We start from the raw sequence: 19,151 nt of genomic DNA, 5'->3' as shown, positions 1-19,151 counted from the left end.
TTTCTCCGTATTCCCGTTTTGCGCCGCGCAGCCGCGCACAGTCCCAAACACATGGCAACCAGTTCGACCCAGGCAGTACCCGACACTCGCGACATCCCCGAGCACGTCGCCATCATCATGGATGGCAACGGCAGGTGGGCGACGCGGCGGCTGCTGCCACGTACGGCTGGGCACGCCAAGGGCGTTCAGGCGGTAAGGCGCGTCGTCGAGGCCTGTGGCCGCGCCGGCGTTCGTTATCTGACCTTGTTCGCTTTCAGTTCCGAGAACTGGCGCCGTCCCGCCGAAGAGGTGTCGCTGTTGATGCGTCTGTTTGTGCAGGCGCTGGAACGCGAAATCGGCAAGCTGGACGAGCAGGGCGTCCGGCTGCACGTGATCGGCGACCTGAGCGCGTTTGAACCGCGCTTGCAGGAGCTGATTGTTGCCGCCCAGGAGCGCACCGCGCACAACGACCGTCTGCATCTGACTGTTGCCGCAAACTATGGCGGGCGCTGGGACATTCTTCAGGCCACCCGCGCCATGCTGGCGGCAGACCCCCTGATTGCAAGCCAGCCGCAGATGGTGAATGAAGAGCGCTTGGCCAAGCATCTGTCCATGTCTTGGGCTCCCGAGCCCGACCTGTTTATCCGCACGGGCGGGGAACAACGCATTTCCAATTTTTTGATCTGGCAAATGGCCTACGCGGAGTTCTACTTCACGGATCGCTACTGGCCGGATTTTGGCGCGGCAGAGCTGCAAGCTGCCTTTGACTGGTATCGCACGCGTGAGCGCCGCTTTGGCCGCACCAGCGCCCAAGTCAATGAAATCGGTGCGAAGTAAGTAGACGGCGACAAGCGCGTCTTTCCCATAGCAGCACCCGAGGAGACCGTCATATGTTGGGCCAGCGTATCGTTACCGCCGTCATTCTGTTGGCCATTCTGGCCGCAGCCATGATCAGCGCCAACCCCTGGTGGTTTGTTGCCCTGCTGGCGCTGGCCGCCGCTTGCGCCAACTGGGAGTGGCTCCGCCTGACATTGCCGCAACCGCCTTCCCCCCTAATTTCCGTTGGTATCGCCGCGCTGTTGTTTGGCGGGATGCTGGCGCTGACGTCCGCCTGGCTGACGGGTGATGGCACGGTTGTGGCCGATCCCGCCTGGGTGCTGTATTACGTTGTGCCTGCCGTTGCCGCCGTGTGGCTGTTTGGCGGCGTGACTGCCGTGGTCCGCGGGAATTCCAGCGCGGCGCCAGCCAGTCTGGGCTGGTCGCTCTTCTCCGTGCCCGCAGCGTTTGCGGCCTGGGCTGTATTGGCGCAGATGTTCATGGCGCGTGGGGCAGGGTTCGTAGTGTCGCTGCTGGCGCTGGTCTGGGTGGCAGATATTGCCGCGTACTTTGCCGGTCGCGCATTCGGCAAGCGTAAACTGGCCCCGAGGGTCAGCCCTGGAAAGACGATTGAAGGTGCGATTGCCGGCGTTCTGGGCGCCGTGGTGTGGATCGGCCTGTCCAGTTTGTGGGCGGGCTCGTTTGGCCATGCGCTGGTGGAGCGCTGGACGTTTTGGCTAGCCTTGCCTATCGCGGCGTTGCTGGGCGTGTTGTCCATTGTTGGAGATCTGTTCGAGTCGCTGCTCAAGCGCAGGGCGGGGCGCAAGGACTCCAGCACGCTGCTGCCCGGTCATGGCGGCGTTTATGACCGCATCGACGCAATCCTTCCGGTTGCGCCGTTTGCGCTACTTTTGTCTGGAGTGCTGTTTTGAGGGCTTTTCAACGCGTCGTCGTGCTGGGGTCGACCGGTTCGGTCGGTGAAAGCACTCTGGATGTGATTGCGCGACACCCTGAACGGTTGGCCGTATACGGGCTGTCCGCGTATAGCCGGATGGAGCGTTTGGCCGAGCAGGCCCTGGCCTGCCGAGCGGCTGTCGTGGTGGTGCCTGATGCGGCCGCCCGCAAGAAATTCATTGCCGCCTGGACGGGCGCCCAGCCTATGCCGGAGATCCGCGTCGGCGCGCAGGCGCTGGCCGATACCGCAGCAGACCCGCAGTGTGACTCTGTTATGGCGGCAATTGTGGGGGCTGCGGGCTTGCCCGCCGCGCTGGCAGCAGCCCGCAGCGGTAAGCGCGTGTTGTTGGCAAATAAGGAAGCCTTGGTCGCGGCTGGCTCCCTTTTCATGCAGGCAATTCGCGACAACGGCGCTGAACTTCTTCCAATTGATAGCGAACATAACGCCATTTTCCAGTGCATGCCGCACGGGGGCAAGGCCGGGGCGCCCGAGGCGCCCGCGCCAGGGGTACGCCGTCTGCTTCTGACAGCATCCGGCGGTCCGTTCCGTGGCCGGGACCTGAAAGACCTGCAAGACGTGACGCCTGCGCAGGCTTGCGCCCATCCAAACTGGAGCATGGGCCGCAAGATTTCCGTCGATTCCGCCACCATGCTCAACAAGGGCTTGGAAGTCATCGAGGCGCATTGGTTGTTTGCCATGCCAGCTGATCGCATCGAAGTGGTGGTGCATCCGCAAAGCGTGGTGCATTCGATGGTGGAATATGACGATGGATCGGTGCTGGCGCAGTTGGGGCAGCCCGATATGCGCACACCGATTGCCTACGGACTGGGTTTTCCAGACCGCCTGCAAAGCGGCGTGGGGCTGCTGGATCTGACGCGTGTGGGGCGGCTGGACTTTGAAAAGCCCGATCTGGCGCGCTTCCCCTGTCTGGACCTGTCTTTTGCAGCGTTGCGGGCAGGGCAGAGCGCCTGCGTGGCCTTGAATGCAGCCAATGAAGTTGCCGTCGATGCGTTTTTGAGCGGCCGTCTGGCGTATACCTGGATTCCGCGCGTCATTGAGGCATCCCTGGAGTGGCAGGGGCGGCAAGCTTCTGTTACGCTCAACAGTCTTGACGATGTGCTTGCGCTTGACGCGGAAGCCCGCATCTTTGCAGGTAACCTAGGGCTGGCCTGATTGGCCGGCCGCTATTGCTGCTGATTTTCCTAGATTCTTCCTATCCCGATGCTTTTCACCCTGCTGGCCTTTGCCGTCGCGCTTGGCTCCCTGATCATTTTTCATGAGCTGGGACACTATTGGGTAGCCCGACTTTGCGGCGTGAAGGTTTTGCGTTTCTCCGTGGGATTTGGCAAGGTCATCCTGCGCCGCACGGACCGCAATGGCACAGAATGGGCGGTTTCAGCCTTGCCCTTGGGCGGCTACGTCAAGATGCAGGACGATGCGCCTGCCGGTGCCACTGCCGCAGAAGCGGCAGGCGCCTTCAACAACAAATCCGTCGGCAAACGCATTGCCATCGTGGCTGCGGGGCCTATTTTCAACCTGATTCTTGCGGTCTTCCTGTATGCCGGCCTGAATATGGCCGGCACGGAAGAGCCGCAAGCGATCCTCGCGCAGCCTGCGGCGGAATCGCCTGCGGCGCGTGCCGGGCTGCTTTCCGGTGATCGCATTCTGGCCATAGACGGTGAAGAAGTCGGATCGTGGTCGGACGCGCGTTGGCGCCTGATGGACGTGATGGCCACTGGCGGCCGTGCCCAAATTGAAGTCAGCACCCCCGCAGGCGGTGTGCAGCAGCGAGAGCTGAACCTGCCGGCCAATACCATGGACCCGTCCAGCGGGGACCCCTTGGCTGCGGCGGGCATACGCCTGGCTCAACCTAAACCTGCCGTGCGCGCCGTGAACGATGGCGGAGAAGGGCAGGCTGCTGGTTTGCGTCAGGGCGACCTGATCGTGGCCGTCAATGGCCAGCCCACCCCGGACACGGGCGCGCTGGTCAAGCAGATTCAGGAAAGCGCGGGCAAGCCGCTGGCACTGACGTTGCTGCGCGATGGCGCCACCATATCTCTGAATGTCACGCCGCGGGCGGAAACGGTCAACGGCGTTGAAATCGGCCGCCTCGGCGTTCAGCTGGGCGGCGATATCCCGATGGTCACTGTGCGTTATGGCGTCTTTGACAGCCTGTGGCGCGGTGCTGTCCGCACTTGGGACACCGCTTGGTTCTCGCTGCGCATGATGGGCCGTATGGTGACTGGCGAGGTGTCTTGGCGTAATGTCAGCGGCCCTGTGACCATCGCGGACTACGCTGGCCAGACCGCCAGAATCGGGATTGTTGCGTATATCGCCTATATTGCGTTGATCAGTATCAGCCTGGGCGTATTAAATTTGCTGCCCATTCCTATGCTGGATGGTGGTCATCTGCTGTACTATCTCGTCGAAATTGTGCGGGGTAGCCCGCCGCCAGCGAGGTGGATCGATATCGGACAACGCGCCGGCATAGGTTTATTGGCAGGCCTTATGGGGCTTGCGCTGTTCAACGATTTCACGCGTTTATTCACTTAAACGCGATTTAGCATAAAATCCCCCGCCATTTGCACGACCGAGGATACTCAAGGATGTCTTTTCGCCGGATGTTTCATCACAAAAAGGGTGTACTGCCGGGTCTTATCGCCGCGTTGCTGTTACCGGCTATGGCCCAAGCCTTTGACCCTTTTGTCGTGCGGGATATCCGCGTAGAGGGTATTCAACGCACTGACGCTGGCACCGTCTTCGGATATCTCCCCGTCAAGGTGGGCGAGAAATTCACCGAAGAAGAAGCGACCGAAGCCATTCGCCGTCTTTACGGCACTGGCTTTTTCACCGACGTGCAGATCCAGACTGACAACAACGTTGTCGTCGTGGTCGTGCAGGAACGTCCGACGATCGCTTCCGTCAATTTCAACGGCATGCGCGAGTTCGACTCCAAGGCCATCACCACGTCCCTCGGGCAGGTGGGTTTTGCCGAGGGCCGCATTTTCGACCGCTCGATGCTTGAGCGCGCCGAGTACGAACTGAAGCAGCAGTACCTGTCCAAGGGCAAGTATGGCGTTGAGGTGACGTCCACCGTGACGCCGCTGCCGCGCAACCGCGTGGGCGTGAGCTTCGACGTGTTCGAAGGCGCCGTGGCCCGCATTCAGGAAATCCGCTTCGTCGGCAACAAGGCCTTTTCGGAAAGCGATCTGCTTGATGAATTCAAGCTGACGACGCCGGGCTGGCTGACCTGGTACACGGATACCGACAAGTACTCGCGCGAAAAGCTCGAAGGCGATCTGGAACGTCTGCGTTCGTTCTACCTGGACAAGGGTTACCTGGAGTTTTCGGTGGAACCCCCGCAGGTCACGATTTCTCCGGACCGCAAAGACATCCGCATCACGATCACCGTTCACGAAGGCGAGCCCTACAAGGTGCGCAGCGTGAAGCTGGCTGGCAACTTGCTCGGCCTGGACAAAGAGATCAATGCGCTGTTGCAAGTCAAGGCGGACGAGACCTTCTCGGCCGCCAAGGCTAACGATTCGGCCAAGGCGATTACCGACTATCTGGGCGAATTGGGCTACGCGTTTGCGAACGTCAACCCGAACCCGCAACTGGACCGCGCCAAACACGAAGCCGATCTGACGTTCTACGTTGATCCGAGCCGCCGTGTGTATGTGCGCCGCATCCAGATCGGTGGCAATACCCGTACCCGTGACGAAGTCGTGCGCCGCGAAATGCGCCAGCAGGAAGCAGCCTGGTACGACGCCAAAGATATCAAGACCTCGCGCGACCGTGTGGATCGCCTGGGCTATTTCAGCGACGTCAATGTGAAGACTGATCCGGTTCCGGGTTCGCCCGACCAGGTTGACGTCAACGTTGACGTGAAAGAAAAGCCCACGGGCATGATCAACCTGGGCGTGGGTTACGGCTCGTCTGAAAAGGCCATTCTGTCGGCCGGTATCAGTGAAGACAACGTCTTCGGCAGCGGCACCAACCTGACGCTGCAATTGAATACCAGCAAGACAAACCGCGCGGTCGTGTTGTCGCATACCGATCCGTACTGGACCAAGGACGGCATCAGCCGCACCACGTCTGCGTACTACCGCGTGACCGAGCCCTGGAATAACAACGACGGTGATTACCGCGTCAAGGCCATTGGCCTGGGCATGAACTTCGGCATTCCGATTTCGGAATACGACCGGATTTTCATGGGCGCCAATCTCGAGCATAACCAGATCGATTTGTTCGACAACTCGCCTGCTGCTTACGACAAGTTCGTTAAGGACTACGGCGATTCGACCAATTCGGTGATCTTCAATACCGGCTGGTCGAACGACACCCGCGATAGCGCTCTGGCGCCGACCAAGGGTTCGTACACGCGCTTGAAGGCTGACGTGTCGACGGTTGATCTGAAGTACACGCTGCTGACTGCGCAACAACAGTACTTTGTTCCGTTGGGCGGCTCTTACACGCTGGCGCTTAACGGCATGGCGGATTGGGGCAGAAGTTACGGTGGCAAGGACTACCCGGTCATCAAGAACGTCTATGCCGGCGGTATTGGTACCGTTCGCGGTTACGAAGGGTCGTCGTTGGGTCCGCGTGACACGAAGACGGGCGATTATCTGGGTGGCACGCGCCGTATTGTGGCCAATGCCCAGTTGTATCTGCCGTTCCCGGGTGCCTCGAAGGACCGGACCTTGCGTTGGTTTATCTTCAGCGATGCCGGTCAGGTTTCGTCCGATCTGGGTTGCGCGGCTGGCAAGCCGGGTTCCGAGGTGGAAGATCCTTGCGGCTGGCGTTTCTCGGCAGGTATCGGTCTGTCGTGGCAGTCGCCGATGGGTCCGCTGCAACTGTCTTACGCTCGCCCGCTTAATTCCAAGGCTGGCGACGACAAGCAAAGCTTCCAGTTCCAGATCGGGACCGGTTTCTAAGCAGCTGCGTTACGCTTGAAAACAAGGGAGGGGCCGTTTGGCCCGGCTCCCTTACTGTTTAGTGGCACAATACACACTTTGGCTTTGCCTTACTTGAAGGTGAGATTTTCATGATGTCTGATTTCGCACTTAAATCATCGAATACGCCGGGCGCCAAGCGCCGTGGCAAGCTGGGCGGCTCCATTGCCCTGGTGGGTGCGCTCATTCTCGGTTCGGCTGCTGCGCTTCCCGCACAAGCTCAAAACACCAAGATCGGTTTCGTTAATACCGAGCGGATTCTGCGTGAATCGGGTCCGGCCAAGACTGCGCAAAGCAAGATCGAAGCCGAATTCAAGAAGCGCGACGATGAGCTCCAACGCCTGAACAACAGCCTGCGTTCGCAAGCCGAAAAATTCGACAAGGATGCTCCCGTCCTGTCGGAATCGGATCGCGTCAAGCGTCAGCGCGACTTGTCCAATCTGGATACCGACCTGCAACGCAAGCGTCGTGAATTCCAGGAAGACTTCAACCGCCGCCGCAACGAAGAGTTCTCGGGCATTGTCACGAAGGCTAACGAAGCCATCAAGCGCATCGCCGAGCAAGAAAGCTACGACCTGATCATTCAGGACGCCGTGACGGTCAACCCGCGCATCGATATCACCGACAAGGTGATTCAGAGCCTGGGCAAGTAAGCCGTACCCGTCGAAGCTATGCCGGTTTTACTGGATCTTGCCCGCGCGCCGACACTTGAAGCACTGTTGAGCGCTGCCAACACCCAGGGAATGGACTGGCGTATCAGCGCGGTTCCGGGCGCGGACCCCTTGCGGGTCTGCGGCATCGGGACTCTGTCTTCGGCTGGGGGCCAGGAAATTGCTTTCCTGGCTAATCCCCGCTACCAGAGCCAACTTGGCGCCACGCAGGCTGGGGCGGTCATCGTCTCTCCCGATGTCGCCGAGGCCCTGGAAGCCGAGGGCTCGGCCCGCCCGCCTTTTGCGCTGGTCGTCTGCAAACATCCCTATCTGCTTTATGCGCGTGTTGCGCAGTGGTTCGACGCCGCGCGCCGGCCCGTGCTGCCTGCGTCCACGCATCCTTCCGCTGTGGTCGCGCCTGACGCGATCATTGAAGAAGGCGTGCGTATCGGCCCCAATTGTGTTGTCGAATCCGGTGCTCGCATCGGCCGCGATACGGTGTTGGGACCCGGTTGCGTGATCGGCGCCGGTTCGTCTGTTGGACCTGGCGGCCGCTTGTTTGCGCACGTGACCCTGTACGACGGCGTGAAGATCGGCGCCCGAGCCATCATCCATAGCGGTGTTGTGCTGGGCGCAGACGGTTTTGGCTTTGCGCCGGACCCGTCGCTGGGTAAGGGCGCTTGGGGCAAGATTCCGCAGCTGGGTGGCGTGTCCATCGGTAACGATGTCGAAATCGGCGCCAACACCACGGTGGACCGCGGCGCGCTGGAAGACACGCTGGTGTCGGATGGCGTCAAGCTGGACAACCAGATTATGGTGGCGCATAACGTGCGCATCGGCGCGCATACTGCGGTAGCGGCGTGCGTGGGCATTGCAGGGTCCACCACCATTGGTGAACGTTGCACGATCGGCGGCGCGGCCATGTTGTCAGGACACCTGACTTTGGTTGACGACGTCCACATTTCGGGCGGCACTGCGGTGACGTCCAATATTTCGAAGCCTGGCCGCTATACCGGAGTATTCCCGTATGCGGAACATGGTGAATGGCAGCGCAACGCGGCCGTGATACAGCAGTTGGCGCAACTGCGCCGCCGCGTGCGGACGCTGGAAAAAGACTAGGGCGTGCTGTCGCCGCCCTGGCGCGCACGCGCCAAGATTATTTCATTTCGCAGGAAAGAATAGAAAAATGGAACTCGACATCAAGGGGATCATGGAAAGGCTGCCGCATCGTTACCCGATGCTGCTGATTGATCGCGTCGTTGAAATGGTGCCCGGCAAATCCATTGTCGCTATCAAGAACGTCTCGATCAACGAACCGTTTTTCAACGGTCACTTTCCTCACCATCCGGTGATGCCGGGCGTGCTCATCGTGGAAGCCATGGCGCAAGCCTCGGCGTTGTTTTCGTTCACGGACGAGAACGGCGGCTTGAAATGCGAAGGTTCGAAAACGGCGTACTACCTGGTGGGTATCGATGACGCCCGTTTCCGCCGCCCGGTCGTGCCGGGTGACCAGCTGCGTATCGAAGTTGAAGCCCTGCGTTTGAGCCGCAGCATCTGTAAGTACCAAGCGCGCGCAACGGTGGACGGTCAGGAAGTGGCGTCGGCCAAGCTGATGTGCGCGATTCGCAGCCTGGAAGAGTAAATGGCAGGAAACATCCATCCTACCGCTGTCGTTGATCCGGCGGCCAACATTGATCCGACCGCCGTGATCGGACCGTTCGCGGTGGTTGGGCCGAATGTGACCATCGGTGCGGGCACGGAGATCGGTCCGTACTGCATGGTCGATGGCGTTACAACCATTGGGCGCGACAACCGCTTCTACCGCTACTGCTCCATCGGCGGCATGCCGCAGGATAAGAAGTACGCGGGCGAGCTCACGGGTCTGACGATTGGCGACCGCAACACCGTCCGTGAATTTGTCACGCTGAATACGGGCACGGTGCAGGATGGCGGCGTGACCACGCTGGGCGATGACAACTGGATCATGGCCTACGTTCACGTGGCGCATGACTGCCATATCGGAAGTAACACGATTCTGGCCAATTCGGTACAACTGGGCGGCCACGTCCACGTTGGCGACTGGGCCATTATTGGCGGTCTGACCGGGGTGCATCAGTTCTCGCGCGTCGGCGCGCACACCATGACGGGCGGCAACAGTTCGCTGATGCAAGACACGCCGCCGTTTGTGCTGGCGGCTGGCAACCCTTGTCGTCCGGTGGGCATTAACGTTGAAGGCCTGAAGCGTCGCGGATTTACGCCGGTGATGGTTTCGGCTCTGCGTGAAGCCTACAAAATCATTTACCGCCGCGGTTTGCCGCTGGATGCCGCGCGCGCCGAGTTGCGCGAGCGTCAACAGTCCATCCCCGAAGCGGCCGAGCACCTGCAAACGCTGCTCGATTTCCTGGACGTCGCTTCCCGCGGCATCATCCGTCCATGAGCACGCGGATCGGCATGGTGGCCGGCGAGCCTTCGGGCGATCTGCTGGCCGGCCGGATCATTGCCGGTCTGCAAGCGCGCGATTCAGGCATTCACTGCGAAGGTATCGGCGGGCCGCAAATGCAGGCCCGCGATTTCGACGTCTGGCATCCCATGCATGCCCTGACGGTCTTTGGTTATGTCGATGCGCTAAAGCGATTGCCCAGCTTGTTGGGCACTTATCGCGACGTCAAGCGCCGCTGGCTGGCCGAGCCGCCATCCGTGTTTGTGGGCATCGACGCACCCGATTTCAATCTGCGGCTGGAACACCAGTTGCGTCTGGCTGGCACGCCAACCGTGCATTTTGTCGGGCCCTCCATCTGGGCGTGGCGCTACGAGCGCATCCACAAAATCCGCGAGTCTGTGTCGCACATGCTGGTGCTGTTCCCGTTCGAGGAAGAGATCTACCGCAAGGAAGGCATTCCCGTTACCTACGTGGGGCATCCGCTGGCGGGTGCTATCCCAATGGAACCGGATCGCGCCGCCGCGCGCGAACGCCTTGGTATAGATCAGAACGCACGCGTGTTGGCCATCTTGCCGGGTAGCCGTTCATCTGAAATCCGGCTGTTGGCGCCACGATTTCTGCAAGCCGCGCAATTGCTGCTAAAGAAAGACCCGGCGTTGCAATGCGTTGTACCCATGGTCAACGATCAGCGGCGCGCGGAATTTCAGGCCATTCTGGCTCAGTACCCGGTGCCGGGCCTGCGTTGCATCACCGCTGATGACCTGCACGGGGCGGGCGGTGACCGCAAGGCGCCGGTGGCGTGGTCCGTTATGGAAGCCGCTACGGCGGTGTTGGTGGCCAGCGGTACAGCAACGCTTGAGACCGCGCTATACAAGCGACCGATGGTGATTTCGTACGTGCTGTCGCCATGGATGCGCCGCATCATGACGTGGAAGTCCGGACAACAGCGGCCCTATTTGCCGTGGGTTGGCCTGCCGAATGTGCTGTTGCGCGATTTTGCCGTGCCCGAGCTGCTGCAAGACGACGCCACGCCCGAAAAGCTGGCCGAGGCGACCTGGGCATCGCTGACCGATGACGCCCTGATCGCGCGTGTCGAGGCTCGCTTTACGGCCATGCACCAGGAGTTGCAGCGAGACACGCCAGCCCTGGCTGCCCAGGCCATCCTGGAGGTGGCGGGTGGAGCAGCCTGATCTGTTTGCGGCGCCCGTGCAGCCCGCCATGTTGACGGCAGGTGTTGACGAGGCCGGACGGGGTCCATTGGCGGGTGCTGTCTATGCCGCAGCCGTCATTCTTGACCCGGAACGCCCGATCGACGGGTTGGCCGATTCCAAGGTGTTAAAAGCGGCCAAGCGCGAAGCGCTGGCGCTCTTGATTCAAGAGCGCGCGCTAGCTTGGTGCATTGCCAGCGCCAGCGTGGATGAGATTGATACGATGAACATTCTGCGCGCCACCATGCTGGCGATGCAGCGGGCGGTGCAGGGCTTGTCTACCCCAGCCCAACTGGCATTGGTGGACGGTAATCAGGCGCCTAAGCTTGGCTGCACCGTGCAAACTGTCATTAAGGGCGACGCCCTGGTGCCCGCGATTTCTGCCGCATCGATTTTGGCGAAGACAGCGCGAGACGCGGATCTGCTTCGACTGCACGCGCTCTACCCGCAGTACGCATTCGACCAGCACAAAGGCTATGGCACGGCGCTGCACTTGCAGATGCTGCGCGAACACGGTCCCTGCGCCGAACACCGGCGCAGCTTTGCTCCCATCAAGGCCTTCGGCCTGTCGTCATGAAGCACATCAGTTCCCGCGATAATCCCGCGGTCAAAGCGTTGGCCAAGCTGGCGTGCACCGCAGGCAAGCGCGGCGCGCCGGTGCTGCTTGACGGCGTGCATCTGTGCCAAGCCTGGTTGCAGCACTACGGTGCGCCTGATCAGGCGATTTTCGACGTTGAACGGCTGTCTCAGCCGGATATTGCGGCCTTGGCGGCCGCAGTGCCAGAGGCGAGCAGTTTGGCGCTGGACGCCCGTTTGATGCAGTCGCTGGCCAGTGTGGAAAGCGGGCAGGGCGTTGCATTTCTGGTGACACCGCAGGTTTTGCCTGTGCCGCCGGTAGTCGATGAGAATTGCGTGTTGTTCGACCGCATTCAGGACCCGGGCAATGTTGGCACCCTGCTGCGCACCTGCGCGGCGGCGGGTATCAAGCGTGTGTTCCTGGCCACAGGCACAGCGGCGGCGTGGTCCCCCAAAGTATTGCGCAGCGGCCAAGGCGCGCACTTTGCGTTGGCCATTCACGAGCATGCCGATCTGACGGCCTTGCTGCCGCGATTGCAGGTACCGCTGGTAGCGACTTCGCTGGACGGTGCGCGGGATTTGTATGAAGGCCGTTTGCCAGAACGTTGTGCATGGGTTTTCGGCCACGAAGGTCAGGGCGTTGCGGCTGAGTTGTTGGCGGCCGCGAAGCTCAAAGTACTGATCCCGCACGACGCCGTTGCAGTGGAATCGCTGAATGTGGGCGCTGCGGCGGCCATATGCCTGTTTGAGCAACGCCGCCAGGCATTGCATGGCTCGAGGCGCTGAAGCGCATTATTCCTTCGTTAAATTCGGCAAAATAAATCCCGATTGGTAACGCCGCTGGCACGCGTTTTGTAAAATCCGGTCGCACTCATATACTTCACGTTTTGTTTCGTCGAGGTAGTTATGACGTTGTCGCGGGTTCATAAGCTTGAAGATCGTTCTGCGCGAGCGGTTAAAGCGTTGCTGCTGGCGGCTTTATGCGCATTTGCACTAGGCGGCTGCATGTCGATCAGCACGCAAAAAATCAGCATGGTGCCCGTGGCTCCTGCAGATCCTGTTTACACCATTCAATTGTCGCGAGCGGTTATTGCGGCGCTTCCCAACGACACTAGCGTGACCTTGCCGGCGGCATCGCAATGGCGGCGCGTCGGGGCATTGCCGCAAGGCGATGTGTATCGCTCGACGGGCGGTTTGTTCACCATCCAGACTCGCCGTCAGGGCGAAGCCTACATCGTGGCGTCGTCTGGAAAATTGCTTGGTTTTTACATGGTCGGCGAAAGCGCATACATGCCGCTTGTCCGTCCCGTTGCGCTGCCCGTGGAGATGCGTCAATGAATGCCTGGTTGAGAATCGTGGCAGCGGCTGCAATCGCCGTCATGCTGGCGGGTTGCGCCGGTCCCAAATATGAAACGCTGGATGGCAGAATCCCGCCAATTGCGCAGGGTAATGGCCGGATCTATTTCTACCAGCCTCAACCGACGAATATCTCGTCGGCGCAGCAGAAACTGCGTGTAAATAATGAAGTTGTTGGCCGCAATAAGCCGGGCAGTTTCTTCTTTGTGGATCGCCCGGCGGGCAGCTATGTCGTGACTAATCTGTATTGGACCGGTGATGGCGTGAGCTTCATGCTGGACCCCGGGCAGACGCGCTACGTGCGCATCATGGCGGAATCGCTGGGAAGTACGGGCACGGTAGGTAAATTGTCGATGCAATTGGTCGACCCGGCCGAATTGGCCGAGAACGAAATGCGCGCCTTGCGGTATTGGGGAGCAGCGACGCCGGAGCAGGTCCGGGGCATGTAGTCAGCACGACCAGGAAAATAAAAAATGAAAAGCAGTATTAAATGGATCGCGGGTGCCGCACTGGGCGCACTGTTATTGGCAGGTTGCGGCGGGCCTCGGTACAAGGAAGTGGCCGGCGTGATTCCGGTCATGGTGCCGGAGACGGGGCGTATTTACTTCTATCAGCCGCCTGCGCCTACCGGTGTGGTATCCAGTCAACCGTACTTGCGCATAAATGAGCGCAAGGTTGGCCGTTCCAAACCGGGCAGCTTTTTCTTTGTGAACCGGCCAGCCGGCAGCTATAAGGTGGACACGCTGCGGGACGATGAAGCCCTATCGTTCACGTTGGCGCCTGGGCAGACGCGTTACGTGCGTTTGAGCATTGATGGCGTTTCTGGCAATTCTTCCAGCATGGGACAGCAGACGATGCGTCTTGAAGAGTCCGAGGAAGTAGCGCAGCAGGAAATGTCTTCGCTGCGTTATTGGGGGGCGGGTTCGCGCGAGCGCGTGAAGCTGCGTCCCTAGGCAAGCCGCAGTTCCTGATAGTCCAACAAGGGCGCGCCGATGGCGCGCCCTTGTTGTATTCAGCCTCGATCCAGCCCTACTTCCTGCAGCACCGTGGTCGCGATCTCTTCGATCGATTTGGTGGTGCTGGACAGCCAGGAAATGCCTTCACGGCGCATCATGCGTTCGGCTTCGGCAACTTCGTAACGGCACTGTTCCAACTGCGCATAACGGCTGTTGGGGCGGCGTTCGTTGCGGACCTCGGCCAGGCGTTCGGGCTGAATGGACAGGCCGAACAGCTTGCCGCGATGCGGCGCGATGGTGGAGGGCAGGGTGCCGCGCTCGAAGTCATCGGGAGTCAGCGGGAAATTGGCCGCCTTGATGGCGTACTGCATTGCCAGGTAGAGGCTGGTCGGTGTTTTGCCGCAGCGGGAGACGCCCACCAGAATGACGTCCGCCTGATCCAGCTGGTTTACAAACTGGCCGTCGTCGTGCGCCAGGCTGAAGTTGATGGCGTCGATCCGGTTGCGGTATTTTTCCGAATTGGCCTGCATGTGCGAGCGGCCAATGGAGTGGCTGGACTTCAGGCCAAGCGCCTGCTCTATGTGGCTGACGAATGTGCCAAACAAATCCAGGAAAATTCCGTTCGCCTGTCGAACGCGAGCCAGGATTTCGGGGTTGACCAGGGTGCTGAAGACGATCGGCGGGACACCGGCGTCCAGCGCGCTGCGGTTAATGCGCATCGCGACTTCGGCCGCTTTCTCAAGTGTGTCGACAAAAGGCAGCCGGATGGGCTTGAAATCGACCTCTTCGAACTGAGAAAGCACTGACTGGCTGAAGGTCTCGGCAGTGATGCCGGTACTGTCGGAAACGATGTATACCGTGCGTACGATCGGGGTAGGTGTCATGTGTAAAAAATTCCAACCAGGCAGAGGGCCTAGCGTACTCCACCGAGTACAATCAGGCCCCTATAAGTCACCCCAAGGGCGGTCCAAGGCCAGTTTGGTCAGCGTCTGAATCAGCGGGGTTTCTGCCGGCGGCGCCGGTTGAAATCCGCCAGATTCATGCTTTGACCAAACTCGCTTTCATTCCATTGTAAAAGGTGACTTCAATGTCGTACGTTGTTTTGTTCGAGCAGCTCCGCATGACGGACGTGGACTCGGTAGGAGGCAAGAACGCATCACTAGGCGAAATGATCAGCCAGCTGTCTGGTGCGGGTGTCCGCGTTCCGGGCGGCTTTGCCACGACCGCTGATGCCTTCCGCGACTTTCTGAGCGCGTCTGGCCTGGATAAGCGCATTGCTGAACGCCTGACCACGCTGAACCCCGAAGACGTGCGCGAACTGGCCAACGCCGGTGCGCAGATCCGTCAATGGATCGTCGAGGCCCCGTTCTCGTCCGAATTCGAATCGAGTATCCGCGAAGCCTTTGCCAAGCTTGACGCTGACGGCAAGGGCTCGTTTGCCGTGCGCTCGTCCGCCACGGCGGAAGATCTGCCCGACGCTTCGTTCGCCGGCCAGCAGGAAACCTTCCTGAACGTCGTTGGCATCGATGACGTGCTGGACAAGATCCGCCACGTGTTCGCCTCGTTGTACAACGACCGCGCCATTTCCTATCGCGTCCACAAGGGTTATGCCCACGCCGATGTCGCCTTGTCGGCTGGCATCCAGCGCATGGTGCGTTCCGATAAGGGCAGCGCCGGCGTGATGTTCACCATCGACACCGAGTCGGGTTTTGAAGACGTCGTGTTCATCACGTCGTCTTATGGCCTGGGCGAAACGGTCGTCCAAGGCGCCGTCAACCCGGACGAGTTCTACGTTTTCAAGCCCACGCTGGCCCAAGGCAAATTCCCGATCGTTGGCCGCCGCATCGGCTCCAAGCTGATCAAGATGGAATTTGATCCCGAGCGTCCGGAAGGCCGTGCCGTGCGCACCGTCGACGTGCCGGTGTCGGAGCGCAATCGCTATTCGCTGACCGACGACGAGGTCAACGAGTTGGCCCGTTACGCCGTCATCATCGAAAAGCACTACCAGCGTCCGATGGACATTGAGTGGGGCCGCGATGGCGTCGATGGCAAGATTTACATCCTGCAAGCGCGTCCGGAAACCGTGAAGTCGCAGCAGGGCGCAAACGACGTTCAGCAACGCTATCGCCTGAAGGCCACCGGCCAGGTTCTGATTACCGGCCGCGCAATTGGCCAGAAGATCGGCGCCGGCCCCGTCCGTGTCGTGGGCGACATTTCTGACATGGACCAGGTCCAGCCGGGCGATGTGCTGGTGACCGACATGACGGACCCCAACTGGGAACCCGTGATGAAGCGCGCCTCGGCCATCGTGACCAATCGTGGCGGCCGTACCTGCCATGCGGCAATCATTGCGCGTGAACTGGGTATCCCGGCAGTGGTGGGTTGCGGCAACGCCACCGACCTGCTCAAGGATGGCCAGGCCGTGACCGTTTCTTGCGCGGAAGGCGACGAAGGCCGTATCTATGACGGCCTGATCGAAACCGAAGTGGAAGAAGTGCGCCGTGGCGACATGCCCGCCATCGATCTGAAGATCATGATGAACGTCGGCAACCCGCAACTGGCATTCGATTTTGCGCAGATTCCGAACTCGGGCGTGGGCTTGGCGCGTCTGGAATTCATCATCAACAACAACATCGGTATCCACCCCAAGGCGGTGTTGGACTATCCGAATGTGGATGGCGAACTGAAGAAGGCCGTGGAATCGGCTGCTCGCGGCCACGCCAGCCCGCGCGCGTTCTTCGTTGAGAAAATGGCTGAAGGCATGGCGACGATTGCCGCTGCTTTCTATCCGAAGCCCGTGATTGTGCGTATGTCCGACTTCAAGTCGAACGAGTACCGCAAGCTGGTTGGCGGTTCGCGCTACGAGCCCGAGGAAGAGAACCCCATGCTGGGCTTCCGCGGCGCATCGCGTTACATCGCCGAAGACTTCGCCGAGTGCTTCCGCATGGAATGCGAAGCGCTGAAGAAGGTGCGCGACGACATGGGTCTGACCAACGTCGAGATCATGGTGCCGTTCGTGCGTACCGTGAGCCAGGCGGAAAAGGTCGTCAACCTGCTGGCCAAGCATGGCTTGGCTCGCGGCGAAAATGGGCTGCGCCTGATCATGATGTGCGAAGTGCCGTCCAACGCCATTCTGGCCGATGAATTCCTGCAATTCTTCGACGGCTTCTCGATCGGTTCGAACGACATGACCCAGCTGACGCTGGGCCTGGATCGTGATTCGGGCATGGAACTGTTGGCCGCCGATTTCGACGAACGCGACGAAGCCGTGAAGTTCATGCTGCGCCGCGCGATCAAGGCTTGCCTTGCCGCCAACAAGTACGTGGGTATCTGCGGCCAAGGCCCCAGCGACCATCCGGACTTTGCGCAGTGGCTGAAGGATGAGGGCATTTTGTCGATGTCGCTCAACCCGGACACGGTGGTTGATACGTGGCAGCGTCTGGCCAAGAACTGATCGTTCTTGCGCAAGAAAAGAAAACCCGCACCGGTAGACGGTGCGGGTTTTTTTTGACGTTTTGGTGGCGGGTGAGGGGGCGTGCTACGGATGCTGGGCGGCGGCTTCGCGTTCCAGGAGTTCGCGCTTGCGGTCGATACCCCAGCGGTAGCCCGCCATCGAGCCGTCCGTGCGCACCACGCGGTGGCAGGGAATGGCCAGGGCGATATTGTTGGTGGCGCAGGCGCGGGCAACGGCCCGCACGGCGCGGGGGGAGCCGATGCGTTCGGCCACTTGCGTATAGGTGGCAGTGGTGCCCACGGGGATGTCGCGCAGCGCCTCCCAGACGCGCCGCTGGAACGCTGTGCCGCGCACATCCAGCGGCAGGTCCAATCCGCGTGACGGGTCTTCGACAAAGCCGACGACGGCTGCGACCCAGTCTTCAAAGCCGGCGTCGGCGCCGATCAGGCGGGCGGCCTTGAAGCGGTCTTGCAGGTTGCGCACCAGAGGCTCAGGGTCCGCGTCCAAAGCGATCTCGCAGATGCCGGTGTCGGTGGCGGCTACCAGCAACGCGCCCAGCGAACATTGAGCCACCGCGAAGCGGATATCCACGCCTTCCCCATTTTTGCGAAAGGCCGTGGGCGTCATGCCCAGGATTGCAGGCGCGGCCTCGTAGAAGCGGCCGCTGGAGTTGAAACCGGCGTCATACATGGCATCGGTCACGCTGGGGCTTTGCTTGAGCTGGTGCCTGGCACGGCTGGCGCGCAGCGCGTTGGCATAGGCCTTGGGGGTGATGCCCGTGGCCGCCTTGAAAATGCGATGGAAGTGGAAGCGGCTCATGCCGGCCTGTTCGGCTAGTGTGGACAAATCAGGCGGCTGTTCGGCCTCCAGCGCGCGGCAGGCGCGTTCGACTGCGGCGGCGTGCTGTTTGCTCAAGGTGGCTGCTGCGGGGCTCATTCGGGACTCCTTGTGCGTGTGGCTGATATCACGCTATGGGGTCATCGTCGCAAAAACCGCCCGGCGCCGCACTCCGCTTGTTGCGGGGCGGCCAGGATCGTCAGGCGGGGGCGTAGGCATCCAGAAAGCGGCGTATCAGTCCGCCGGCCACCGGCGTTGCACGCACGTTTGCGGTCAATCCGGGCACATCCAGGTTTTCGGCGGCGTACCGGCGACCAAAGCGTTCAAGGTGGGCGCGGACGAATTCCGGGCCGAATTCAGGATGGAATTGCGTCGAAAATATGTTGCGGCCGATGCGGATCATCTGGTGCTGGTCCAGGTCCGAGCGCGCCAGGATCGCCGCGCCGGATGGCGGTTGCAAGACAGTTTGCGCATGCAGCATCTGCGCCGGAAAGGTGGACGGCAGTCCAGCCATGAGTTTGTCGCCCGCAGCGGGCGGCAGCAGTTCGACGGTTTGGGTGCCGACTTCGCGGCCAGCCGGGTTGTAGCCGACCTTGCCGCCCAGCGCATGCGCGAGCAATTGGTGCCCGTAGCAGACGCCGAACATGGGAAGCTCTTGTGCGGCGGCCTCCCGCAGCCAGGCGGCGGTCTCTTCGCTCCAGGGCTCCAGGTCGGTCACCATGGCCGGCGACCCCGTTATGAGGGCGGCGCGGTAGTGCGACGGGGCTTTCGGGCGCTGGCCATCGTTCACGCGTACCAGCTCAAAATCGCCCGGGGCCAGACCTGCCGCTTGCGTCAGTTGTTCGGCATAACCGCCGAACTGGCTTTTCAGGACGTCGTCCGGATCGCCTGTGCGCAGGATCAGGACGGGAAGGGCAAAAGGAGTTGCAGCGGTCATGGAGGCTTGTGTTGTAAAGAGGCAGACGCAGGAAC

General features: G+C 60.9%; 19 protein-coding genes. 16 read left to right on the top strand and 3 right to left on the bottom strand.

The window, feature by feature from the left end; all coding sequences use genetic code 11:
* Positions 1 to 51: 51 nt before the first annotated feature.
* From uppS to RAS12_RS09315, 15 genes are all read left to right on the top strand, one after another.
* Positions 52 to 816, top strand: a complete 765-nt coding sequence (gene uppS, locus RAS12_RS09385; RefSeq protein WP_306947542.1) for a polyprenyl diphosphate synthase — start codon at positions 52 to 54, stop codon at positions 814 to 816.
* Positions 817 to 869: 53 nt separating this feature from the next.
* Positions 870 to 1,727, top strand: a complete 858-nt coding sequence (locus tag RAS12_RS09380) for a phosphatidate cytidylyltransferase (protein ID WP_306947539.1) — start codon at positions 870 to 872, stop codon at positions 1,725 to 1,727.
* Positions 1,724 to 2,923, top strand: a complete 1,200-nt coding sequence (locus tag RAS12_RS09375) for a 1-deoxy-D-xylulose-5-phosphate reductoisomerase (RefSeq protein WP_306947537.1) — start codon at positions 1,724 to 1,726, stop codon at positions 2,921 to 2,923. The genes RAS12_RS09380 and RAS12_RS09375 overlap by 4 nt, the downstream gene beginning before the upstream one ends.
* A 48-nt stretch (positions 2,924 to 2,971) precedes the next feature.
* A complete protein-coding gene (rseP, locus tag RAS12_RS09370; protein ID WP_306947534.1) occupies positions 2,972 to 4,303 on the top strand; it encodes an RIP metalloprotease RseP in 1,332 nt (443 codons plus the stop codon).
* A 53-nt stretch (positions 4,304 to 4,356) separates the two neighbouring features.
* The gene (bamA, locus tag RAS12_RS09365; RefSeq protein WP_306947532.1) at positions 4,357 to 6,684 is read left to right on the top strand and encodes an outer membrane protein assembly factor BamA; all 2,328 of its coding nucleotides are present in this window, start codon (positions 4,357 to 4,359) and stop codon (positions 6,682 to 6,684) included.
* 110 nt (positions 6,685 to 6,794) lie between these two features.
* Positions 6,795 to 7,355: an OmpH/Skp family outer membrane protein gene (locus tag RAS12_RS09360; protein ID WP_306947530.1), complete on the top strand. Its 561-nt coding sequence runs from the start codon at positions 6,795 to 6,797 to the stop codon at positions 7,353 to 7,355.
* An 18-nt stretch (positions 7,356 to 7,373) separates the two neighbouring features.
* Positions 7,374 to 8,471 carry a UDP-3-O-(3-hydroxymyristoyl)glucosamine N-acyltransferase gene (gene lpxD, locus RAS12_RS09355; protein WP_306947528.1) on the top strand — a complete coding sequence of 366 codons (1,098 nt, stop codon included), beginning with the start codon at positions 7,374 to 7,376 and terminating at the stop codon, positions 8,469 to 8,471.
* Between the two features lie 67 nt (positions 8,472 to 8,538).
* Positions 8,539 to 8,994 carry a 3-hydroxyacyl-ACP dehydratase FabZ gene (gene fabZ, locus RAS12_RS09350; protein WP_306947525.1) on the top strand — a complete coding sequence of 152 codons (456 nt, stop codon included), beginning with the start codon at positions 8,539 to 8,541 and terminating at the stop codon, positions 8,992 to 8,994.
* Positions 8,995 to 9,789 (top strand): acyl-ACP--UDP-N-acetylglucosamine O-acyltransferase, encoded by a 795-nt coding sequence (gene lpxA / locus RAS12_RS09345; RefSeq protein ID WP_306947523.1) that lies wholly within the window; start codon positions 8,995 to 8,997, stop codon positions 9,787 to 9,789.
* Positions 9,786 to 10,982 (top strand): lipid-A-disaccharide synthase, encoded by a 1,197-nt coding sequence (gene lpxB / locus RAS12_RS09340; RefSeq protein WP_306947522.1) that lies wholly within the window; start codon positions 9,786 to 9,788, stop codon positions 10,980 to 10,982. The genes lpxA and lpxB overlap by 4 nt, the downstream gene beginning before the upstream one ends.
* Positions 10,969 to 11,577 (top strand): ribonuclease HII, encoded by a 609-nt coding sequence (rnhB, locus tag RAS12_RS09335; protein WP_371321265.1) that lies wholly within the window; start codon positions 10,969 to 10,971, stop codon positions 11,575 to 11,577. Before lpxB ends, rnhB begins: the two co-directional genes overlap by 14 nt.
* Complete coding sequence (locus tag RAS12_RS09330; RefSeq protein WP_306947520.1) at positions 11,574 to 12,362, top strand: TrmH family RNA methyltransferase; 789 nt, start codon at positions 11,574 to 11,576, stop codon at positions 12,360 to 12,362. Before rnhB ends, RAS12_RS09330 begins: the two co-directional genes overlap by 4 nt.
* Positions 12,363 to 12,581: 219 nt before the next feature.
* Entirely contained in the window at positions 12,582 to 12,914 is a 333-nt protein-coding gene (locus RAS12_RS09325; protein ID WP_306947518.1) for a hypothetical protein, read from the top strand.
* Positions 12,911 to 13,381: a DUF2846 domain-containing protein gene (locus RAS12_RS09320; protein WP_306947516.1), complete on the top strand. Its 471-nt coding sequence runs from the start codon at positions 12,911 to 12,913 to the stop codon at positions 13,379 to 13,381. Before RAS12_RS09325 ends, RAS12_RS09320 begins: the two co-directional genes overlap by 4 nt.
* A gap of 24 nt (positions 13,382 to 13,405) precedes the next feature.
* Positions 13,406 to 13,885, top strand: coding sequence for a DUF2846 domain-containing protein (locus RAS12_RS09315; protein WP_306947513.1), 480 nt, complete (start codon positions 13,406 to 13,408; stop codon positions 13,883 to 13,885).
* Between the two features lie 59 nt (positions 13,886 to 13,944).
* On the opposite strand, the gene ppsR is transcribed toward RAS12_RS09315, so the two are convergent.
* Positions 13,945 to 14,772: a posphoenolpyruvate synthetase regulatory kinase/phosphorylase PpsR gene (gene ppsR / locus RAS12_RS09310; RefSeq protein ID WP_306947511.1), complete on the bottom strand. Its 828-nt coding sequence runs from the start codon at positions 14,770 to 14,772 to the stop codon at positions 13,945 to 13,947.
* A 203-nt stretch (positions 14,773 to 14,975) separates the two neighbouring features.
* On the opposite strand from ppsR, the gene ppsA reads away from it, so the two are divergent.
* Entirely contained in the window at positions 14,976 to 17,342 is a 2,367-nt protein-coding gene (gene ppsA / locus RAS12_RS09305) for a phosphoenolpyruvate synthase (protein ID WP_306947509.1), read from the top strand.
* Positions 17,343 to 17,426: 84 nt separating this feature from the next.
* Here ppsA and RAS12_RS09300 read toward each other — a convergent pair whose 3' ends face one another.
* Positions 17,427 to 18,278, bottom strand: a complete 852-nt coding sequence (locus RAS12_RS09300) for a bifunctional transcriptional activator/DNA repair enzyme AdaA (RefSeq protein WP_306947507.1) — start codon at positions 18,276 to 18,278, stop codon at positions 17,427 to 17,429.
* Positions 18,279 to 18,378: 100 nt separating this feature from the next.
* Positions 18,379 to 19,116, bottom strand: coding sequence for a glutamine amidotransferase (locus tag RAS12_RS09295; RefSeq protein WP_306947505.1), 738 nt, complete (start codon positions 19,114 to 19,116; stop codon positions 18,379 to 18,381).
* Positions 19,117 to 19,151 lie beyond the last annotated feature (35 nt).

This window comes from Achromobacter seleniivolatilans, assembly GCF_030864005.1.
GTDB classification, from domain to species: Bacteria; Pseudomonadota; Gammaproteobacteria; order Burkholderiales; family Burkholderiaceae_B; genus Achromobacter; species Achromobacter seleniivolatilans.
This window is presented reverse-complemented; position numbering and strand designations above follow the sequence as displayed.